Genomic DNA, 20,649 nt, shown 5'->3' with positions numbered 1-20,649 from the left:
GGCCGCATCGAGCACCGGCGAAAAAAAGCCCGACACGAGGTCGGGCATCCAAATCGGCCGCAACCGCCCGCGAGGCGGCTGCGGCACCTGCAACAGGCAGCGCTTACGCTGCGAGCAGCGAGCGCAGCACGAACGGCAGGATCCCGCCGTGCTTGTAGTAGTCGACTTCGATCGGCGTATCGATGCGCAGCAGCACCGGCACGCGCTGCGTTTCGCCGTTCTTGCGATGGATCACGAGCGTGACGTCCTGCTGCGGCTTGAAGTCGTCGCCGAGGCCTTCGATGTCGTACGTCTCTTCGCCGGTGATGCCGAGCGACTGGACGCTGTCCGCGCCCTTGAACTGCAGCGGCAGCACGCCCATGCCGACCAGGTTCGAGCGGTGGATGCGCTCGAAGCTGCGTGCGATCACGGCCTTCACGCCGAGCAACTGCGTGCCCTTCGCGGCCCAGTCGCGCGACGAGCCCGTGCCGTACTCCTCGCCCGCGAACACGACGGTCGGCGTGCCGGCGGCGACGTACCGCATCGCCGCGTCGTAGATCGACTGCTGTTCGCCGCTCGGCTGGTGGATCGTCAGGCCGCCTTCGACGCGCGTGCCGTCCGGCTTCGCCGGGATCATCAGGTTCTTGATCCGGACGTTCGCGAACGTGCCGCGCATCATCACGTCGTGGTTGCCGCGGCGCGAGCCGTAGCTGTTGAAGTCGGCCTTCTGCACGCCGTTTTCCTTCAGCCACTTGCCGGCCGGCGAATCTTCCTTGATCGAGCCTGCCGGGCTGATGTGGTCGGTCGTGACCGAATCGCCGAAGATGCCCAGCGCGCGCGCGCCCTTGACGGTCGGGATCGACGCGGCCGGCTCCATCGAGAAGTCGTTGCCGAAGAACGGCGGCTCGGCGATGTACGTCGATTTCGGCCAGTCGTAGACCTCGCCCGTTTCGCCCTCGATCTTGCTCCAGAGGTCGCCCTTCTTGGTCAGCTTCGAGTAGTTGTCCTCGAACTTCTTCGGATCGAGCGCGAACTTGAGCAGCGCGTGGATCTCGTCGCTCGTCGGCCAGATGTCGCCGAGGTAGATGTCGCGGCCGCCCTTGCCCTTGCCGACCGGCTCGGTCATCAGGTCGCGCGTGATGTTGCCGGCGATCGCGTACGCGACGACGAGCGGCGGCGACGCGAGGAAGTTCGCGCGGATGTTCGGGTGGATGCGCGCTTCGAAGTTACGGTTGCCCGACAGCACGGCCGCCGCGACGATGTCGTTCTTCGTGATCGCTTCGTTCAGCTCCGGCGTCAGGTCGCCCGCGTTGCCGATACAGGTCGTGCAGCCGTACGCCGCGACTTCGAAGCCGAGCTTCGACAGGTAGGGCAGCAGGCCCGTCTTCGTCAGGTATTCGGTGACGATGCGCGATCCCGGCGCGAGCGAGGTCTTGATCTTCGGATCGACCGTGAGGCCGGCCTCGACCGCCTTCTTCGCGAGCAGGCCGGCCGCCAGCAGCACGCTCGGGTTCGACGTGTTCGTGCACGACGTGATCGCGGCGATCAGCACGTCGCCGTTCTTCACGTCGACGCCGTTGCTCGTCGTGTACTGCGTGTTCAGGTCTTCCGCCTTCTTCGCGAAGCCGTTTTCCGCGACCGGCTTCGAGAACAGGTCGGTGAACGTCGACTTCACGTGGCCGATCTCGATGCGGTCCTGCGGGCGCTTCGGGCCCGCCAGCGACGGCGCGACCGTCGCGAGGTCGAGCGTCACCGTCTTCGTGTAGTCGATGTCGCCGGCCTTCGGAATGCCGAACAGATTCTGCGCCTTGAAGTAGTTTTCGAACGCGGCGATTTCGGCCTTCGTGCGGCCCGTGCCTTCGAAGTACTCGATCGTCTTTTCGTCGACCGGGAAGAAGCCCATCGTCGCGCCGTATTCCGGCGCCATGTTGCCGATCGTCGCGCGGTCCGGCAGCGACAGCGAGCGCGTGCCTTCGCCGAAGAATTCGACGAACTTGCCGACGACCTTCTCCTTGCGCAGCATTTCCGTGATCGTCAGCACGAGGTCGGTGGCCGTCACGCCTTCGCGCAGCTTGCCCTTCAGCTCGACGCCGACGACGTCCGGCGTCAGGAAGTACACCGGCTGGCCGAGCATGCCGGCTTCCGCCTCGATGCCGCCCACGCCCCAGCCGACCACGCCGATGCCGTTGATCATCGTCGTGTGGCTGTCCGTGCCGACGAGGGTGTCCGGGTAGTACACGGTGTCGGCGCCGTCCGTCTTCTTGTGGACGCCGCGCGCGAGGTATTCGAGGTTCACCTGGTGGACGATGCCCACGCCCGGCGGCACGACCTTGAACGTGTCGAACGCCTGCATGCCCCACTTCATGAACTGGTAGCGCTCGTTGTTGCGCTGGAATTCCAGCTTCATGTTCAGGTCGAGCGCGTCCTTCTGGCGGAAGTAGTCGATCTGGACCGAGTGGTCGACGACGAGATCGACCGGGACCAGCGGCTCGATCTTCTTCGGGTTCTTGCCCGTGCGCTCGGCGACGCCGCGCATGGCCGCGATGTCGGCGAGCAGCGGCACGCCCGTGAAATCCTGCAGCACGACGCGCGACACGACGAACGGAATCTCGTCGACGCGCTTCGCGGTCGGCTTCCAGTTCGCGAGCTGCTCGATGTGCTCTTCGGTGATTTTCTTGCCGTCGTAGTTGCGCAGCACGGACTCGAGCACGATGCGGATCGACACCGGCAGGCGTTCGATCTTCGTCTTCAGTTCCTTGCCGAGCTGCGGCAGCGAGTAGAACTTGCCTTTGCCGGAACCGCTGTCGAATTCCTTGAGGGTCTTGTGGAGATTGTGGGCCATGGTGATTTTCCTGGGTTTGAGGCTAGGAAACAAAGAGTCCTGTATCTGACGGCTAGATCATATACAGATCGACGTACTCATCGACCGGCATCGCTTCGAGCTTTGCCTGGTCCAGCGACACGTCGAGAATCGCTTGTTGCTGCTTGGCCGGAAAGCGGCGGGCGAGGTTGGTCCTGAACTTCTCGACCAGCAGCGGGATGCCGTCCGCACGGCGCCGCCGATGGCCGAGCGGGTACTCGACCGCCACTTCGGCAAGCTTCGATCCGTCCGTGAACTCGATCGTCAGCGCATTCGCGATCGATCGCTTGTCCGGATCGTGATAATCCTTCGTGAACTGCGGATCCTCGACGCACACGGTCTTCGCGCGCAGCGCGTCGATGCGCGGGTCCGCCGCGGCCGAGTCTTCGTAGTCGGCCGCGGTCAGCCGGCCGAACAGCAGCGGCACGGCGACCATGTACTGGATGCAGTGGTCGCGATCGGCCGGATTGGCGAGCGGGCCCTGCTTGTCGATGATGCGGATCGCGGCCGCATGCGTGCGGATCGTGATCCGGCCGATGTCGTCGGTCGTGCGGCCCGCCGCGGCGAGCCGTGCGTGCAGCAGCAGCGCGGCCTCGGCGGCCGTCTGCGCATGGAATTCGGCGGGGAACGCGATCTTGAACAGCACGTTTTCCATCACGTACGTGCCGTACGGGCGCTGGAAGCGGAACGGCTTGCCGTCGAACAGCACGTCGTAGAAGCCCCAGGTCTTCGCGGTGAGCGCCGACGGATAGCCCATTTCACCCGTTTTCGCGATCAGCGCGAGGCGCACCGCGCGGGACGTGGCGTCGCCGGCCGCCCAGGATTTGCGCGAACCGGTGTTCGGCGCATGGCGGTAGGTACGCAGCGCGTGGCCGTCGACGAACGCGTTGGAGACCGCGTTGATCAGCTCGTCGCGCGTAAGCCCGAGCAGGCGCCCGACGACGGCCGTGGACGCGACCTTCACGAGCAGCACGTGGTCGAGCCCGACCGCGTTGAACGAATTCTCGAGGGCAAGGCAGCCCTGGATCTCGTGGGCCTGGATCATCGCGACCAGCACGTCGCGCATCGCGAGCGGCTTGCGGCCGGCCGCGCGGGCCGTGCGGGAGAGCCAGTCGGCCGTCGCCAGGATCCCGCCGAGGTTGTCGGACGGATGACCCCATTCGGCGGCGAGCCAGGTGTCGTTGAAGTCCAGCCAGCGGATCATCGCGCCGATGCCGAACGCGGCCTGGACGGGATCGAGCTGGAAGGACGTGCCGGGCACCTTCGCGCCGTTCGGCACGATCGTGCCGGGCACGACGGGGCCGAGCAGCTTGGTGCAGGCAGGGTAGGACAGCGCCTCGAGTCCGCATCCGAGCGTGTCGATCAGGCAATGACGCGCCGTCTCCAGCGCGAGCGCGCTGTCGATGCCGGTGTTCAGCACGTAGTCGACGATGTCGACGAGTACCGTATCCGGAGCAGGGCGGACGTTGGAGACCGGGGCGGACATCGAGGGGCCGAGAGCGGAAAAACGCGCGCTTAGTTCGTTGCCGGCTTCAGTTCGTTCGCCTGCGTCGGCGCTGCGCCGCCTTGCGCCATTTCCGGCGTCACGCACTCGTCCGCGAGGCGCTCGCCGCCGTTCGCGTCGGAGAACAGCATCGCCTTGGTCGGGATCACGACCAGCTTGAAGCCTGCTGCCGGATCGTAGAACGTGTCGGCGCCCGTCGTCGTGGTCTGGCGCGGCAGCTTGTAGTTCTTCTTCGCCCAGTGAACCGTGACGACCTGGTCGCGCTTCATGTCGCCGGCGAGGTCGAACGACAGACCTTCCTTGCAGGACCACTTGACCGCGCCTTCCGGCACCGGATCGACCTTGGCGGCCGCGCGCGCCTGCGCCTTCTTGCTGCGCGGGATGATGCGCTTGGCCGGCGCCGGGCGCTTGGCCGCTGCCTTCTTCGCGGTCGTGGTGGCCGTACCCTGGGCAAACGCGCTCGGAGCCGACACCAGCATCGTGGCGGACAAGGCGCCGATGGCGGTAGCGATCAGGAGTTTCTTCATGGAGTCAGAACCTTTCGATAATCAGTTGACAAGGGCCGGCAATCGACACTGCCGGCCGGTTTGAAACTGCACGCGCCCCGAAAGCGCGCAGCGGCCGCTATTTTCACCTATTTGGCCGCGCATATATCAGGTTTTCGGGCTCCGTTACGTTTTTTGTCGTTTCGCAAACGTCTGCCGGCTCGCGTGCCGGCGGATGCATGCAACGCGTGACTCGGCCGGCGGCGCGCACTCAATGCGCGACGCCCGCGGCGGCCGGGCCGAACAGCGGCGCGGCCTCGGACGGTACGGGCTGGCCGGCGGCCCGCGCACGGCGCAGCACCGACCAGTAATAACGATAACTCGCGCGATCGTGCAGCGTATCGCCGTGGCGCGTCGGGCCCCAGTCGGCGGCCTGCGCGGCCAGCAGGATCTCGGCGGCCAGCGTGACTTCGTCGGTGCGCGGGGCGAACGCGTCGACGATCGGGCGGATCTGCGCGGGGTGAATGCTCCACATCCGCGTGAAGGCGAATTCGTCGCGCGCGCGGCGCGCATCGCCGGCGACGACAGCCATGTCGCGCACCTCGGTCGTCACATTGTGTGACGATGTTTTGCCGTGTGCGTGACAGGCCGCGGCGATTTCCAGCTTCGCGCGGCGCACGAGCGGGTGGTCGAACTGGCCGGGCGAGCGCATCGCGGAGTCGGGGATCGCGCCGTGGTGCGCGGAGACGAAATCCATCAGCCCGAAGCTCAGCGTGCCGACCGTCGGCAGCGCGGCGAGGGCGGCCGCCTGCGCGAGCGCGCCGTGCGTCTCGACCAGCACGTCGACAGGGATCGGTTGCGCGATGCCGAGCTCGCGGCGCGTGCCTTCGATGAACGCGGTCATTTCGGCCGCGTCGGCGGCGTTCGCGATCTTCGGCAGCGTGATGTAGGCCGGTACGCGCGCCGCGCGCAGCACGATGCGCACGTCGTCGCGCCAGTGCGGGTGGGAAAAGTCGTGGATGCGCACGCCGACGCGGCCGAAGCGGTTCTCGGCGCTGCCGAGCAGGTCGGCCACGAGCGCCGCGTGCGCGGCTTCCTGGCCGACGGCCGCGCCGTCCTCGCAGTCGAGCGTGAGGTCGAACACGGGACCCAGCTCGGCCTGCAGCGCGAGCGACTTGCGCATCAGCTTCTCGCTGCCCGCGTAGTGATCGCAGCAGGGCAGGATCGCGGGCGGGGACGCCCCGTCGTAGAGCACTTGTGCAGGAGTGAGCGCGGCCATCTCTTCTACGTCAGGGAAGCGGGTCAACGTGGAGAAAATCGGATTCGGGCAGGTTCTGGGCCGGCGAGAGGTGGCGCGAGGCGGCAAAACGGGCGCGAATCGGATCGCTCGGCGCGGGCCGGCGGCATGCCGGCCCGCGCCGAAGCCGGGCGCCCGAAGGCTGCCCGGCCCGATGCGTGATGCTTAGTTCTTCAGCAGGTGGGCGACGCCGTCGCGCTCTTCGAGCAGCTCGGCCAGCGTGCCGTCCATCTTCTCGCGCGAGAACGCGTCGATTTCCAGGCCTTCGACGCGCTTGTATTCGCCGTTTTCGCAGGTGACCGGCACGCCGTAGATGATGTCTTCGGGGATGCCGTACGAGCCGTCCGACGGGATGCCCATCGTGACCCACTTGCCGTTCGTGCCGAGCACCCAGTCACGCACGTGGTCGATCGCCGCATTCGCCGCCGACGCTGCCGACGACAGGCCGCGCGCTTCGATGATCGCCGCGCCGCGCTTGCCGACGGTCGGGATGAACGTGTCGCGGTTCCACACGTCGTCGTTGATCAGCTTCAGCAGCGATTCGCCTTCGGCGGTCGCGAAGCGGAAGTCCGGGTACATCGTCGGCGAGTGGTTGCCCCACACGGCGAGCTTCTCGATCGACGCGACCGGCTTGCCCGACTTGGCGGCGAGCTGCGACAGCGCGCGGTTGTGGTCGAGGCGCAGCATGGCCGTGAAGTTCTTCTTCGGCAGATCCGGCGCCGACTTCATCGCGATGTACGCGTTCGTGTTCGCCGGGTTGCCGACGACCAGCACCTTCACGTCGCGGCTCGCGACTTCGTTCAGCGCGGCGCCCTGGACCGTGAAGATTTCGGCGTTCGCCGACAGCAGGTCCTTGCGCTCCATGCCCTTCGAGCGCGGACGTGCGCCGACCAGCAGCGCGACGTCGGCATCCTTGAACGCGACCTTCGGATCGTCGGTGATCACGACGCCCGCGAGCAGCGGGAACGCGCAATCGTCGAGTTCCATCACGACGCCTTTGACGGCGGCTTGGGCTTGCGGGAGGTCGAGCAGTTGCAGGATGACCGGCTGGTCCTTGCCGAGCAGGTCGCCGTTCGCGATGCGGAACAGCAGGGAGTAAGCGATTTGACCTGCGGCGCCGGTGACGGCAACGCGCTTTGCGGGCTTAGCCATTGAAAATCTCCAGGACGGGTGAAGCGTTGGACGCGAGCGAAAACGCCATTCTATGCGCGTTGTGCGTAGCGTTGCATTGAAGCAGGGCGGAGGACTCGCGATGGCGGACGCGGTGAACCTGGAGACGGCCGTGGCACGTAGCCGGGGACGCGCTGTTGCACCCGCGAACCCTTGCTCGACCGGGAGTGTAGGAGCCGTCACGCGCAAAGTCAAACGGTATCATATGTCTTATATAAGACAGATGTTTTGCGGAAATTGAGTGGACGAAAAAGTGCGGTTTGTGATGAAATGCGCGCCATGACATCGAACCAGGCGAACACCGCGAATCAGACCGGCGCAGGCGGCCCAGGGCAGCCGGGCGCGGGCGATCCCGCGGCTTCGCCCGCGGCGGCCGCGTCGCCGACGTTCAGCCCGTTATACCAGCAGATCAAGTCGTTGATCACGCAGAGTCTCGAATCCGGCGAATGGAAGCCGGGCGAGATCATCCCCAGCGAAGTGGAGCTCGCGGCCCGTTACAAGGTCAGCCAGGGCACCGTTCGCAAGGCGATCGACGAGCTGGCCGCCGAAAACCTGGTGGTCAGGCGGCAGGGCAAGGGTACTTTTGTTGCAACGCACAACGAGGATCGCGCGCAATTCCGCTTTCTGCGTCTGCTGGCCGACGACGGCGCCGAGCACCCGCACGTGAGCCGTCTGCTCGAATGCCGGCGCCTGCGCGCGCCGGCCGAGATCGCACGGCAGCTGGACCTGAAGCCCGCCGACCCCGTCGTGCAGGTGCGCCGCCTGCTGGAATTCGACGGCGAAGTGACGGTGCTCGACGAGATCTGGCTGCCGGGCGCGATGTTCCGCGGGCTGACGTTCGAGCGGTTGAGCGAATACAAGGGGCCGCTCTACGCGATGTTCGAGACGGAGTTCGGTACGCGGATGATCCGCGCGACGGAGAAGATCCGCGCGGTCGCGGCGGATCCGGCGGTGGCCGACCTGCTGCACGTGCCGGCCGGTTTCCCGCTGCTGTCGGTCGAGCGCGTGTCCTATACGTACGGGGATCGGCCGGTGGAAGTGCGTCGCGGCTGGTATGTCACAACCGGGTACTACTATCAGAATGACTTGAGCTGACGACGTTCGGTTCAGCCGCGTGCATTCGCGTTTCCCACGCTCGCGAAGCACGTTTCGGGCCGCCTTTGTTCGTGTTCGCGCAATTATCCAGAGCAGACTTTCGCTGCAGCGCGATATGAAAAGGCGCTAAAATCGCGGATTAGTGTGACAACATAGTAGGGGTCTAGCATGACTGACGCAGTAAGAAAGCCGAGGCCGGAATACCGGAACATCGGAATCGGCGACATCACGTTGAAGTATCGCATGCCGCTGGCGGCGATACTGTCGATTCTCCACCGAGTCAGCGGCGCGCTGCTGTTCCTGTTCCTGCCGTTCCTGCTGTTCCTCTTCGACCAGAGCCTCACCTCCGAGCTCAGCTTCGAAGTCTTCAAGGCTTTCCTCTCCAACATCGTCGTCAAGCTGATCGTCCTCGCGTTGTCGTGGGCCTTCTTCCACCATTTCTGCGCCGGCATTCGCCACCTGCTGATGGACGTCAACCACGACGCCGTCTCGAAGGAAGGCGGCAAGCGGACGGCCGTCGTCGTCTTTGTCGTCTCGATCGCGCTGACGATCGCCATGGCACTCAAACTGTTCGGAGCATTCTAAGAAAATGGCAGCCAACAACCGAATCGGCTCGAAGCGCCTCGTCGTCGGCGCACACTACGGCCTGCGCGACTGGCTCGCGCAGCGCGTCACCGCCACGATTATGGCGGTCTACACGGTCATTCTGCTCGTCCTGTTCTTCGGCGCGCACGATTTTTCGTACGAAGGCTGGGCATCGATCTTCGCCGCGCAATGGATGAAGCTCGCGACCTTCGTGATGCTGCTTTCCCTCTTCTACCACGCATGGGTCGGCGTGCGCGACATCTGGATGGACTACGTGAAGCCCGTCGGTGTGCGCCTGCTGCTGCAATCGCTGACCATCGTCTGGCTGCTCGCATGTGCGGGCTACGCCGCGCAGATTCTCTGGAGAGTGTAAAGAATGGCTGCAATCAAAACTTCCCTCCCGCGCCGCAAGTTTGACGTCGTGATCGTCGGCGCGGGCGGCTCCGGCTTGCGCGCGGCGCTGCAACTGTCGCGCGCGGGCCTGTCGGTCGGCGTGCTGTCGAAGGTGTTCCCGACCCGTTCGCACACGGTCGCCGCGCAAGGCGGGATCGGCGCGTCGCTCGGCAACATGAGCGAAGACAACTGGCACTACCACTTCTACGACACGATCAAGGGTTCCGACTGGCTCGGCGACCAGGACGCGATCGAGTTCATGTGCCGCGAAGCGCCGAACGTCGTGTACGAACTCGAGCACTTCGGCATGCCGTTCGACCGTAACGCGGACGGCACGATCTACCAGCGTCCGTTCGGCGGCCATACCGCGAACTACGGCGAGAAGCCGGTCCAGCGCGCTTGCGCGGCCGCCGACCGTACTGGTCACGCGCTGCTGCACACGCTGTACCAGCAGAACGTCGAGGCAAAGACGCAGTTCTTCGTCGAATGGATGGCGCTCGACCTGATCCGCGACGCGGACGGCGACGTGCTCGGCGTGACGGCCCTCGAGATGGAGACGGGCGACGTCTACATCATGGAAGGCAAGACGACGCTGTTCGCGACGGGCGGCGCAGGCCGGATCTTCGCGGCATCGACGAACGCGTTCATCAACACCGGCGACGGCCTCGGCATGGCGGCCCGCTCGGGCATCGCGCTGCAGGACATGGAGTTCTGGCAGTTCCACCCGACCGGCGTGGCCGGCGCGGGCGTGCTGATCACCGAAGGCGTGCGCGGCGAAGGCGGCATCCTGCGCAACGCGAACGGCGAGCGCTTCATGGAACGCTACGCACCGACGCTGAAGGATCTGGCGCCGCGTGACTTCGTGTCGCGCTCGATGGACCAGGAAATCAAGGAAGGCCGCGGCGTCGGTCCGAACAAGGATCACGTGCTGCTCGACCTGTCGCACATCGGCGCCGAGACGATCATGAAGCGTCTGCCGTCGATCCGCGAAATCGCGCTGAAGTTCGCGAACGTCGACGCGATCAAGGAGCCGATCCCGGTCGTCCCGACGATCCACTACCAGATGGGCGGCATCCCGACCAACATCCACGGTCAGGTCGTCGGCACGTCGCGCGATCACAAGGAACCGGTCAACGGCTTCTACGCAGTGGGCGAATGCTCGTGCGTGTCGGTGCACGGCGCGAACCGTCTCGGCACGAACTCGCTGCTGGACCTCGTGGTGTTCGGCCGCGCGGCCGGCAACCACATCGTCCAGCACGTGAAGAACCAGAAGGAACACAAGCCGCTGCCGGCGGATGCGGGCGAGTTCTCGCTCGCGCGCCTGAACAAGCTCGACAAGTCGAGCTCGGGCGAGTACACGCAGGACGTCGCGAACGACATCCGCGCGACGATGCAGAAGCACGCAGGCGTGTTCCGCACGTCGGCGCTGCTGAAGGAAGGCGTCGACCAGATGGCCGGCCTGAAGGCGCGCGTGGAAAACATCCACCTGAAGGACAAGTCGAAGGTGTTCAACACCGCGCGCGTCGAAGCGCTCGAGCTGGAGAACCTGATCGAAGTGGCCCGCGCAACGATGGTGTCGGCGGAAGCGCGCAAGGAAAGCCGCGGCGCGCACGCGCACAGCGACTACGAACACCGCGACGACGAGAACTGGCTGCGCCACACGCTGTGGTACAGCGAAGGCGATCGCCTCGACTACAAGCCGGTTCAAATGAAGCCGCTGACGGTCGATTCCGTGCCGCCGAAGCCGCGCACGTTCTAAGCCGAGTCAAAGGAATCCGAAATGGCAAAACGCATTTTTGAAGTCTACCGCTACGATCCGGACAAGGACGCAGCGCCGCGCATGCAGACGTACGAGCTCGAGATCCAGCATGAGCGCATGCTGCTCGACGCACTGGTCAAGCTGAAGGCACTGGACGAGACGCTGTCGTTCCGCCGTTCGTGCCGCGAAGGCGTGTGCGGTTCGGACGCGATGAACATCAACGGCAAGAACGGCCTCGCGTGCCTGACGAACCTGAACGACCTGCCGCAGAAGATCGTGCTGCGCCCGCTGCCGGGCCTGCCCGTCGTGCGCGACCTGATCGTCGACATGACGCACTTCTTCAACCAGTACCACTCGATCAAGCCGTACCTGATCAACGACGCGCCGCCGCCGGAGAAGGAACGCCTCCAGTCGCCGGAAGAGCGCGACGAGCTCGACGGCGTGTACGAGTGCATTCTGTGCGCGAGCTGCTCGACGTCGTGCCCGAGCTTCTGGTGGAACCCGGACAAGTTCGTCGGCCCGGCCGGCCTGCTGCAGGCTTACCGCTTCATCGCGGACAGCCGCGACACCGCCACCGGCGAGCGTCTCGACAACCTGGAAGACCCGTACCGTCTGTTCCGTTGCCATACGATCATGAACTGCGTCGACGTTTGCCCGAAGGGGCTGAACCCGACGAAGGCGATCGGCAAGATCAAGGAACTGATGGTTCGGCGCGCGGTATAAAGTTTGATGAGCGACGAATCGCATCAATCCGACCCGCACCGCCGCGCGCGCCTGCGCTGGCGCGCGCGGCGGGGTCTGCTGGAGAACGACATCGTATTCGAGCGATTCTTCAGCCGATACGAGCATGACCTCACCGATGCAGACGTAGGCGCGTTGTCGCGCCTGCTCGATCTGAGCGACAACGACCTGATGGACTTGCTCCTCGCGCGCAAGGAACCAGAAGGCGACCTAGACAGCCCGGACATTCACCGGCTGTTGGAGATGCTGCGCAACGTGTGACGCCAAGGTGTAACGCGCTGCGCCCGTTATCGAATCCCGTTTCTTTATTTCGATTGAGGATGTGCCATGACTCCGTCTGATGTTAAAGCCACGCTATCGTTCAGCGACAACTCGCCGAGCGTCGAAATGCCGATCTACAAGGGCACGATGGGCCCGGACGTGATCGACATCCGCAAGCTGTACGGCCAGACCGGCAAGTTCACTTACGACCCGGGCTTCATGTCGACGGCTTCGTGTAATTCGGCGATCACGTACATCGACGGCGACAAGGGCGAGCTGCTGTACCGCGGCTACCCGATCGACAACCTCGCACAAAACGCGGACTTCCTCGAAAGCTGCTACCTGCTGCTGAAGGGCGAACTGCCGAACGCCGCGCAGAAGAAGGAATTCGTCGACACCGTCACGAAGCACACGATGGTGCACGAGCAGATGCACTTCTTCTTCCGTGGCTTCCGTCGCGACGCACACCCGATGGCGATCCTGGTCGCCGCGGTCGGCGCGCTGTCGGCGTTCTACCACGACTCGCTCGACATCAACGACCCGCGTCACCGCGAAGTGTCGGCGATCCGCATGATCGCGAAGCTGCCGACGCTCGTCGCGATGGCGTACAAGTACAGCATCGGCCAGCCGTTCGTGTATCCGAAGAACTCGCTGTCGTACAGCGCGAACTTCATGCACATGATGTTCTCGAACCCGTGCGAAGAGTACAAGGTCAACGACGTGCTCGTCCGCGCGCTCGACCGCATCCTGATCCTGCACGCCGATCACGAGCAGAACGCATCGACGTCGACGGTCCGTCTGGCCGGCTCGTCGGGCGCGAACCCGTTCGCGTGTATCGCGGCCGGTATCGCGTGTCTGTGGGGCCCGGCGCACGGCGGTGCGAACGAAGCCGCGCTGAACATGCTCGAGCAGATCGGTTCGCCGGACAACATCCCCGAATTCATCAAGCAGGTGAAGGACAAGAACTCGGGCGTGAAGCTGATGGGCTTCGGCCACCGCGTGTACAAGAACTACGACCCGCGTGCGAAGCTGATGCGCGAGACGTGCTACGAAGTGCTGAACGAACTGGGCCTGCACGACGACCCGCTGTTCAAGCTCGCGATGCAGCTCGAGAAGATCGCGCTGGAAGACGAATACTTCGTGTCGCGCAAGCTGTACCCGAACGTCGACTTCTACTCGGGTATCGTCCAGCGCGCGCTGGGCATCCCGACGTCGATGTTCACGTGTATCTTCGCGATGGCACGTACGGTCGGCTGGATCGCACAGTGGAACGAAATGATCGCCGATCCGGAACAGAAGATCGGCCGTCCGCGCCAGCTGTTCATCGGCGATACGCCGCGCGAAGCGAAGCCGCTCAACGCACGTTAAACCGCGTGCGGCGCGAGCGGCCGGCAGGTCACTCGCGTCGGGCGACCGCAACGCCACGACACCCCGACGGGTCAGCCCGTCGGGGTGTTTTCATTTGCGCGGCCGGCGTTGGCCCGAGCCGGCGCGGCGCTCCAGCGACGGCGGCCGCGTGTCGAGCGCGGGCGCGTCGTCGTCCGGTGCATGGCCGTGCTGCTTGAAGAACTGCCGGTACGCGCCGGGCGTCGTGCCGCGCGCGGCGAGGAACTGGCGATTGAAGTTCGCGGCATTCGGAATGCCGCAGCGCGCGGCGACCGTCGCGATCGGCCAGTCGGTGCCGACGAGATGGCGGCATGCATGCGCGAGGCGCAGCCGCTGCACGTAACGGCCGACGCTTTCGCCGAGATGCCGGACGAATAACCGTTGCAGCGTGCGTTCGGACAGGTGCGCGGCAGCGGCGAGTGCGTCGATGCGCAGCGGTTCGTGGAAATGCCGGTCGATCGCGTCGAGCACGCGGTCGAGGCGTTCGGCTTCGGGCGCGCCCGGCCCGCCGGGCGACGGCGCGCCGTCGGGCCGGTCGTACGCATGCGCGGTGGCGAGCGGTTCGCCGCCGGCTTCCGCGAGATCGGCAAGCGTGTCGAGCGTGGCTGCAAGCCGTACGCGCGGCGACGGATCGAGCAACCGCGGCAGCCGCGCGCGCATCGCGCGGGCCGTCTCCACGTCGAAGCGCAGCCCCGGCGCCGCGCGCCGCAGCAGCGAGCGCAGCGGCGCGTATTCGGGGCAGCAGTCGGCCAGCCGCCGCGCCCAGTCTCCGTCGAACCAGACGACGAGCGCGACTTCGGGCGCGTCGCGATCGATGCGCGCGTTCGACGACCACGTATGCGGCAGGTTCGGCGGCACGAGCACGAGATCGTCGTCCGCGTAGCGCGCGACGTGATCGCCGATGAAGCGCTGGCCGCGGCTGTTGAGCGTCAGCGTCAGTTCGTACTCGGGATGGCGATGCCATTCGAACGGAATGCGCGCGAGCTGGCGGTGATAGACGCGGATCGAACAGCCGGACGCGAACGTCACGTGCTCGTATTGCGGTTTCATCGCGGCCTCCGGTAGGGGCGGGCAGTGCGCCGTGGCATGATCGTGGGCGATTCTCACCAAGGAGCGATGCCATGTTTTCACATGTGTGCGTGGGCGTCGGTGATACGGCGCGCGCCTACGATTTCTATGCGCCGCTGTTCGCGGCACTCGGGCTGCGCCTGAAATTCCGCGAGCCGGACCGCTGGTCGGGCTGGATGCCGGCCGACGCCGAGCGGCCGCTGTTCTTCTTCGGCAAGCCGCTCGACGGCCGCCCACCGGAGCCGGGCAACGGCCACACGATCGCGTTCGATGCGCCGACCCGCGCGCACGTCGATCGTTGCCACGTACTCGCGCTGCGGCATGGCGGCACCTGCGAAGGGCCGCCGGGCCTGCGGCCGCACTATCACCGCGACTATTACGGCGCGTATTTCCGCGACCCGGACGGCAACAAGCTCTGCGTGGTCTGCCATCGTCCCGAATGACGCACGATTGTCAGGATTGTATCGATCATTGGCCGGATAGTGGCGATGGCGGCCGTGTGCCGGCCGTACGCTGACAGCACATCACGACACGCTTTCAGCGAGGGGACGACGATGCAACTGACGATTGACGACCTGCCTGCCGCGATCCGCGCGGCGAAACGGGCGCTGCGCGCCGATTTGCCCGGTTATGCGGCCACGTTCCGCGAAGTGGAGGGCGACGTCGCCCGGCAGGTCGATGCGATCCGCCGCGCGCACGCGCACGGCCACGACGTGATTCCGGTCGTGCCGTTCGCGGATATCGCGGGCGGCCGGGTCGATCCGCATGCGGTTGCGGCGATCCGCACGCATGGCGCGGTCGTGATCCGTGGCGTGTTCGATGCGAGGCAGGCACGCGACTGGAACGACGAGATCGGCGCGTATCTGGATGCGAACCGTTTCGCCGACCGGCTGCACGCGCGCGCGGAAGACCGCTATTTCGGCAATCTCGCGTCGGGCAAGCCGCAGATCTACGGCGTCTACTGGTCGAAGCCGCAGGTGGCCGCGCGCCAGTCGCCGGCGCTCACGCAGGCGCGGGTGTTCCTGAACCGCCTGTGGCGACATGCGGACGGCGCACGTGCGCATTTCGATCCCGATCGGGTGCCCGCGTATGCGGACCGGATCCGCCGCCGGCCGCCCGGTTCGACTTCGCTCGGGCTGTCGCCGCATGTCGACGGCGGCTCGGTCGAGCGCTGGCTCGGCGCGAATTTTCGGCAGGTCTATCGCCATGTGCTGGCCGGCCGCTGGCGCGAGTACGATCCGTTCGATGCGGCGTTCCGGCCCGACGTCGAAGAGATTCCGTCGCCGGCCGTGTGTTCGATGTTCCGCACGTTCCAGGGCTGGACCGCGCTGACACCGCAGGGGCCCGGCGACGGCACGCTGCAGCTGATCCCGGTTGCGAACGCGATGGCCTATGTCGTGCTGCGCGCGCTGCAGGACGACGTCGCCGACGACGACCTGTGCGGCGCGCGTCCCGGCCGCGCGCTGTCGATTCGCCCGGAATGGCACGCGTTGCTGCTCGATGCGCTGGTGCCGATCCCGCATATGGAACCGGGCGACGCGGTGTTCTGGCACGGTGACGTCGTGCATGCGGTCGAGGATGCGCATCGGGGCGGCGGCGACAGCAACGTGATGTACATTGCGGCCGCGCCCGGCTGCGCGAAGAACGACGCGTACCTGCAACGCCAGCGTTGCGCGTTCCTGCGCGGCGACAGCCCGCCCGATTTCCCGGCCGACCATTTCGAAGTCGATTTCGACGGGCGCGCGGGGGAGGCCGAACTCACGGCGCTCGGCCGCGCGCAGATGGGATTCGAGCCCGGCGCATGACGCGCGGGCCGCCCGTTCGCCGAATCGGCTGCGTGGTGCGCGCAATTCGACGCAATCGGCTGTCGGCGCCACCGAAATCGACGCGAATGGCGCAATTTGGCTTCCGATAATGGTCCGGTCACGACGCCGCCGGCCCGTGCACGGCACGGGTGCGGCGCAGATCATGGAGGAGTCGATGCAATTCACGCAAGCGATCGTTCGCCGTCCCGCGCCGTCCTGCGGCGCGGGCCTGACCACCGCCGAACTCGGCGCACCCGACTACGACAAGACGCTCGCGCAGTTCCACGCTTACTGCGACGCGCTGCGCATGCTCGCGGTCGAGCTGACCGAACTGCCGCCGCTCGATGCGTTTCCCGATTCGCACTTCGTCGAGGACGTCGCCGTCGTCACGCCGGAGTTCGCGGTGATCACGCGCCCCGGCGCGCCCGCCCGGCGCGGCGAGACCGCGCACATCGAAGCGGCGCTGCGCGTGCATCGCGAGCTGCTGCCGATGCAACAGGGCCGCCTCGACGGCGGCGACGTGATGCTGGTCGGCAAGCGCTTCTTCATCGGGCTGACGAGCCGCACCGACGCGCAAGGCATCGCCGCGTTCGAGTCGCTGGTGTCGCGCCATGGCTATTCGGTCGTCGCGGTGCCGGTTGGCGCCGGCCTGCACCTGAAATCGGTCGTCAATGCGCTTGGCGACGACACGCTGCTCGTGACCGACGCGCTGGCCGCGCATCCGGCGTTCGCCGACTATCGAAGGATCGCGATTTCCGCCGCCGACGAATATGCGGCCAACACGCTGCGCGTGAACGGCACGCTGATCACGCCGGCCGGCTATCCGCGCGTGCATGACGCGATCGCGTCGCTCGGCATGCCGCTGCACGTGATCGACACGAGCGAGTTCCGCAAGATGGACGGCGGCCTGACGTGCCTGTCGCTGCGGTTCTAGTCGATTGGCGCGCGGCGGCGGCGGCGGCCGGATAATATGGCCCGCGTGTGGAACGGCAGACGTTCCTCCCATGAGCCACGACCCGACCGGAGCGAACGCGGATGACCGACAAGAAGATGCAGTTGGACAAGATCGATCTCCGGATTCTCGACATCCTGCGCACCGACGGACGGATTTCCTACCGGAAGCTGTCGGAACGCGTGAATCTCACGCCGCGGCCGTGCCAGGCGCGCGTGGAGCGGCTCGAGGCGCTCGGCGTGATCGAAGGGTACCGCGCGGTGATCAACGCGCCGCGCGCGACCAAGCCGATCGTCGTGATCGCGCAGATCGTGCTGGCCGACCACGGGCGTTCGCAGGCGCCGTTCGAGGAGGAAATGCGCGCGAATCCGGCCGTGCTCGATTGCTGGCTGGTGAGCGGCACGTTCGATTTTCTCGTGCGGCTCGCGTGCGAGGATCTCGACGAGTACCGGCGGATCGCCAACGTGTGGCTGGAAAGCCTGCGATTCCGGATCGAGAAGATCGTGACGACGGCCGAACTGCAGACGATCAAGCGCAGCGTCGTGTGAGGCGACCGGCCAGCCAGGGCCGGTTTCGATGCGAATGACCGGCGCGATCGATTTGCATCCCGAATCGAATCGACTGTCCCGGATCACGATCGGGGTGAACATTATGGATGCCGCGCAAGCGGCAGCGCAGACGGCCGCGCCGTCCGGAGCGACGCTGAAACGTCGTCTGCAGGGCCGTCGCATCGCGATGATCGCGATCCCGCTCGCCGCCGGCGCGATGAATCCGTTGATCCTGACGGCCGTGCTGTCGGCCGGCAATTCGGGTGCCTACGCGGCGGCACGGACGCTGTACAACCTCGCATCGGAAGGGCACGCGCCGATGTTCGCGACGCTGTCGCCGCGCGCGCAAGAGCCGGCTCGTGCGCTACGAGGAAATGGACGTCGGGCCGTGGCTCACGCGCTCGGTCGAGGCCGTCGACGCGACCGCCGCGCGGCACGGGCCACCGCGCCGGTCGGTCGCTGCGGCGACGGGGTAACGGCAGCCGGCCGTTACTTGTCCAGCTCCGGATAGTGCCGGAAGATCCCCATGTCGTTGAACGGGATGCGGCGTTCCGACTCGAGGTAGTGCGCGACGGGCGGATGCCGTGCGACGCGATCGTGCAGCGCGACGAGCCCGGCGATCTTGCGTTCCGCGCGCTTCATCGCTTTCGGAAACGCATAGCGCAGGCCCTCGATCAACTGGAACATCGTCAGGTCCGCGTAGGTGAGCGTGCTGCCCGCGATATAACCGCTCTTGTGCGGATTCTGTTCGAGCACGCGATCGAAGTAGCCGAGGAATTTGGGCAGCCGGTTCTCGAGGAAATCGGCCGCGCGCTCGGCCGCTTCCGCCTTCTGGTCCTCGTAGTACAGGCCGCTGCCGATCGGATGGTGCGTGTCGTGGATCTCGGTGATGAAATCGGCGGCGGTCAGCTGGAGCTGGTGCACCCACAGCCGGCCGGCTTCGTCGTCGGGCGCGAGTCCGAGCCGCGCGCCGAGAAACAGCAGGATGTTCGCGGTCTGTCCGACGACCACGTCGCCCGCCTTCAGGAACGGCGGTGCGAACGGCACGCATTCCGCTTTCGTGTCGTCCATCATGCGCATCATCGCCGCCACGCCCATCCCGCGTCCCGATTCGCGCGCGACGTCGACGTAGTCGGCCTCGGCTGCTTCCAGCGCGAGGCGCACGTACTCGCCGCGGCCCTGGATTTCAGGCCAGTAATAGAGTTCAAATCGCATGCAGTGCTCCTGTCCGGTCGATGCGCCTGGATGCACGCACCGCGATGGCGGGGAGGGCGGCCGTGCGCCGCCCGTTGCGAATAGACAGTCTACGAGATCGAGTGCGAAATGCCAGCGGCGCCGCGTGTCATGCGCGGCGTTCGTCGCGCCCACACGCCTTCGTGGCTGCGTTCGACCAGCTCACCGCCGATCATGCCAGGGTGCGTGTCGCCGCCGGCGAAGCGGGTCAGCGCCAGCGCAAGCCCGTCACCTATGGGCGCGAACAGGCCCCGACCTTCCCCGTCGGTCGGAAGCCGCCCCGATGCGGAACCCGCGAGGACGAACCCTGCAAGAAACGGAAGGAAAGGCGCGTTTTCGGCCGGTCGTTTAATCGTATGCCTCGTTGCGCGGTTCCGGATCGCTTGATTTGGAAATGATCATTTCCTATAATGCCGCATGGCGACGAAAAATGCACCGAACGTTGGCAGGCCACGAGAATTCGACATGGAGCAAGCGCTGGACGGCTTCATCCGCGTCTTTCGCGAGCGTGGCTATCATGCGACTTCCATCGGCGATCTGTCCCGGGAGACAGGGCTCACCACCGGCAGTCTTTACAAGGCTTTTGCGGACAAGAACGCCATATTCGTTGCCGCGTTGAACCGGTACGTCGATCGGCGCGCGAGCGCACTCAACACGATCCTTGCCGATGAAGGGAACGGACGGGACAAGGTGCGCGCGCTGCTGCGCTTTTATGCGGACGTCTCGCATGGAGACGAGGGCCGAAAGGGCTGTCTGGTCGTGGGCGGCGCTATTGTTCTCGGTACGTTGGATAGCGAGATCGCCGACATCGTTCACAAATCGATGCAGCGGGTCGAGCGTCTCCTTCGCGATCTGATCAGGCAGGGGCAGGCCGATGGGTCCGTCGATGCCACGCTGAACGCACAAGCCACGTCGAGCTGTCTGTTCGCCATGGTGCAGGGGCTTCGAGTGGTGGGTAAGCTCGGCCAACGCCGCAGCGATATGTCGATGCTGGTCGACGAGGCCATGCGGCTGCTCAACTAGTGTCCTGTTCCGCTGATTCGCGAGCAAAGTCGATGCAGCTTTTCGAGGATGGAATCGGCTGACGCGGTCCAGACGAACGGTTTGCAGTTTTCGTTGTAGTGGGAGACGAATTGATCGATTCGCTTGACCAGTTGTTTGACCGAGCCGAACGAGCCTCTACGAATCGCCTTGTCGGTGATCAACGCAAAGAAGCGTTCGACCTGGTTGAGCCACGAACTGTAGGTGGGAATGAAATGCATATGCCAGCGGGGGCGTGCCGCCAGCCACGCCTTGACCTTCGGATGCTTGTGACTGCCGTAGTTGTCGACGATGCAGTGCACGTCGAGTTCGGCTGGCACGGCCTTGTCGATTTCGCGCAGAAACGACAGGAATTCCTGATGTCGATGGCGCGGCTTGCAGGTAGCGAGCACGGCGCCATTGAGGACATTCAGGGCGGCAAACAACGTCGTGGTGCCATGACGGACGTAGTCGTGAGTAACGCCTTCGACGTAGCCGAAACCCATCG

The 20,649-nt window shown here is 65.7% G+C and carries 20 protein-coding genes and 1 pseudogene; 13 read left to right on the top strand and 8 right to left on the bottom strand.

Annotated elements, in window-relative coordinates; genetic code table 11:
- Positions 1-103 precede the first annotated feature (103 nt).
- From acnA to LGN10_RS12950, 5 genes are all read right to left on the bottom strand, one after another.
- Positions 104-2,821, bottom strand: coding sequence for an aconitate hydratase AcnA (gene acnA / locus LGN10_RS12970; protein WP_059582818.1), 2,718 nt, complete (start codon positions 2,819-2,821; stop codon positions 104-106).
- Between the two features lie 52 nt (positions 2,822-2,873).
- Complete coding sequence (locus LGN10_RS12965) at positions 2,874-4,325, bottom strand: bifunctional 2-methylcitrate dehydratase/aconitate hydratase (RefSeq protein WP_059582817.1); 1,452 nt, start codon at positions 4,323-4,325, stop codon at positions 2,874-2,876.
- Between the two features lie 29 nt (positions 4,326-4,354).
- Entirely contained in the window at positions 4,355-4,870 is a 516-nt protein-coding gene (locus LGN10_RS12960; protein ID WP_059582813.1) for a hypothetical protein, read from the bottom strand.
- 229 nt (positions 4,871-5,099) lie between these two features.
- Positions 5,100-6,107 carry an HpcH/HpaI aldolase/citrate lyase family protein gene (locus tag LGN10_RS12955; RefSeq protein WP_226223940.1) on the bottom strand — a complete coding sequence of 336 codons (1,008 nt, stop codon included), beginning with the start codon at positions 6,105-6,107 and terminating at the stop codon, positions 5,100-5,102.
- Between the two features lie 183 nt (positions 6,108-6,290).
- Entirely contained in the window at positions 6,291-7,277 is a 987-nt protein-coding gene (locus LGN10_RS12950) for a malate dehydrogenase (protein WP_006487742.1), read from the bottom strand.
- 297 nt (positions 7,278-7,574) lie between these two features.
- Between LGN10_RS12950 and LGN10_RS12945 the strand changes: the two genes are divergently transcribed.
- From LGN10_RS12945 to gltA, 7 genes are all read left to right on the top strand, one after another.
- Positions 7,575-8,390 carry a GntR family transcriptional regulator gene (locus LGN10_RS12945; RefSeq protein WP_059583137.1) on the top strand — a complete coding sequence of 272 codons (816 nt, stop codon included), beginning with the start codon at positions 7,575-7,577 and terminating at the stop codon, positions 8,388-8,390.
- A gap of 168 nt (positions 8,391-8,558) precedes the next feature.
- Entirely contained in the window at positions 8,559-8,975 is a 417-nt protein-coding gene (gene sdhC, locus LGN10_RS12940) for a succinate dehydrogenase, cytochrome b556 subunit (RefSeq protein ID WP_059582807.1), read from the top strand.
- 4 nt (positions 8,976-8,979) lie between these two features.
- Positions 8,980-9,348 carry a succinate dehydrogenase, hydrophobic membrane anchor protein gene (sdhD, locus tag LGN10_RS12935; RefSeq protein ID WP_006487767.1) on the top strand — a complete coding sequence of 123 codons (369 nt, stop codon included), beginning with the start codon at positions 8,980-8,982 and terminating at the stop codon, positions 9,346-9,348.
- Positions 9,349-9,351: 3 nt separating this feature from the next.
- Entirely contained in the window at positions 9,352-11,127 is a 1,776-nt protein-coding gene (gene sdhA / locus LGN10_RS12930) for a succinate dehydrogenase flavoprotein subunit (protein ID WP_059582803.1), read from the top strand.
- Between the two features lie 21 nt (positions 11,128-11,148).
- Complete coding sequence (locus LGN10_RS12925; protein ID WP_006479352.1) at positions 11,149-11,850, top strand: succinate dehydrogenase iron-sulfur subunit; 702 nt, start codon at positions 11,149-11,151, stop codon at positions 11,848-11,850.
- 6 nt (positions 11,851-11,856) lie between these two features.
- Positions 11,857-12,129, top strand: coding sequence for a succinate dehydrogenase assembly factor 2 (locus LGN10_RS12920; protein ID WP_059582797.1), 273 nt, complete (start codon positions 11,857-11,859; stop codon positions 12,127-12,129).
- 66 nt (positions 12,130-12,195) lie between these two features.
- Positions 12,196-13,497 (top strand): citrate synthase, encoded by a 1,302-nt coding sequence (gene gltA, locus LGN10_RS12915; protein ID WP_011881720.1) that lies wholly within the window; start codon positions 12,196-12,198, stop codon positions 13,495-13,497.
- Positions 13,498-13,587: 90 nt separating this feature from the next.
- On the opposite strand, the gene LGN10_RS12910 is transcribed toward gltA, so the two are convergent.
- Positions 13,588-14,565 (bottom strand): helix-turn-helix domain-containing protein, encoded by a 978-nt coding sequence (locus LGN10_RS12910; protein ID WP_226223731.1) that lies wholly within the window; start codon positions 14,563-14,565, stop codon positions 13,588-13,590.
- Between the two features lie 71 nt (positions 14,566-14,636).
- Between LGN10_RS12910 and LGN10_RS12905 the strand changes: the two genes are divergently transcribed.
- The 5 genes and pseudogenes from LGN10_RS12905 to LGN10_RS33670 form a co-directional block, all read left to right on the top strand.
- Positions 14,637-15,026, top strand: a complete 390-nt coding sequence (locus tag LGN10_RS12905; protein ID WP_226223730.1) for a VOC family protein — start codon at positions 14,637-14,639, stop codon at positions 15,024-15,026.
- A 111-nt stretch (positions 15,027-15,137) separates the two neighbouring features.
- Positions 15,138-16,388 carry a DUF1479 domain-containing protein gene (locus tag LGN10_RS12900; RefSeq protein ID WP_226223722.1) on the top strand — a complete coding sequence of 417 codons (1,251 nt, stop codon included), beginning with the start codon at positions 15,138-15,140 and terminating at the stop codon, positions 16,386-16,388.
- A gap of 175 nt (positions 16,389-16,563) precedes the next feature.
- Complete coding sequence (locus LGN10_RS12895) at positions 16,564-17,322, top strand: dimethylarginine dimethylaminohydrolase family protein (RefSeq protein ID WP_059639859.1); 759 nt, start codon at positions 16,564-16,566, stop codon at positions 17,320-17,322.
- A gap of 101 nt (positions 17,323-17,423) precedes the next feature.
- Positions 17,424-17,888 carry an Lrp/AsnC family transcriptional regulator gene (locus LGN10_RS12890; protein WP_226223720.1) on the top strand — a complete coding sequence of 155 codons (465 nt, stop codon included), beginning with the start codon at positions 17,424-17,426 and terminating at the stop codon, positions 17,886-17,888.
- 199 nt (positions 17,889-18,087) lie between these two features.
- A pseudogene (locus LGN10_RS33670) lies at positions 18,088-18,364 on the top strand (hypothetical protein); the annotation flags it as partial.
- Positions 18,365-18,377: 13 nt separating this feature from the next.
- Here the strand turns inward: LGN10_RS33670 and LGN10_RS12880 are convergent.
- Positions 18,378-19,103 carry a glutathione S-transferase gene (locus LGN10_RS12880; RefSeq protein WP_226223719.1) on the bottom strand — a complete coding sequence of 242 codons (726 nt, stop codon included), beginning with the start codon at positions 19,101-19,103 and terminating at the stop codon, positions 18,378-18,380.
- 435 nt (positions 19,104-19,538) lie between these two features.
- Between LGN10_RS12880 and LGN10_RS12875 the strand changes: the two genes are divergently transcribed.
- The gene (locus LGN10_RS12875) at positions 19,539-20,144 is read left to right on the top strand and encodes a TetR/AcrR family transcriptional regulator (protein ID WP_226223717.1); all 606 of its coding nucleotides are present in this window, start codon (positions 19,539-19,541) and stop codon (positions 20,142-20,144) included.
- Here the strand turns inward: LGN10_RS12875 and LGN10_RS12870 are convergent.
- Positions 20,141-20,649, bottom strand: a 509-nt coding sequence (locus LGN10_RS12870) for an IS630 family transposase (protein ID WP_226223716.1), incomplete at its 5' end; no start/stop codon positions are given. The genes LGN10_RS12875 and LGN10_RS12870 overlap by 4 nt on opposite strands.

The organism is Burkholderia sp. AU32262 (assembly GCF_020419985.1).
GTDB classification, from domain to species: domain Bacteria; phylum Pseudomonadota; class Gammaproteobacteria; order Burkholderiales; family Burkholderiaceae; genus Burkholderia; species Burkholderia semiarida.
This window is presented reverse-complemented; position numbering and strand designations above follow the sequence as displayed.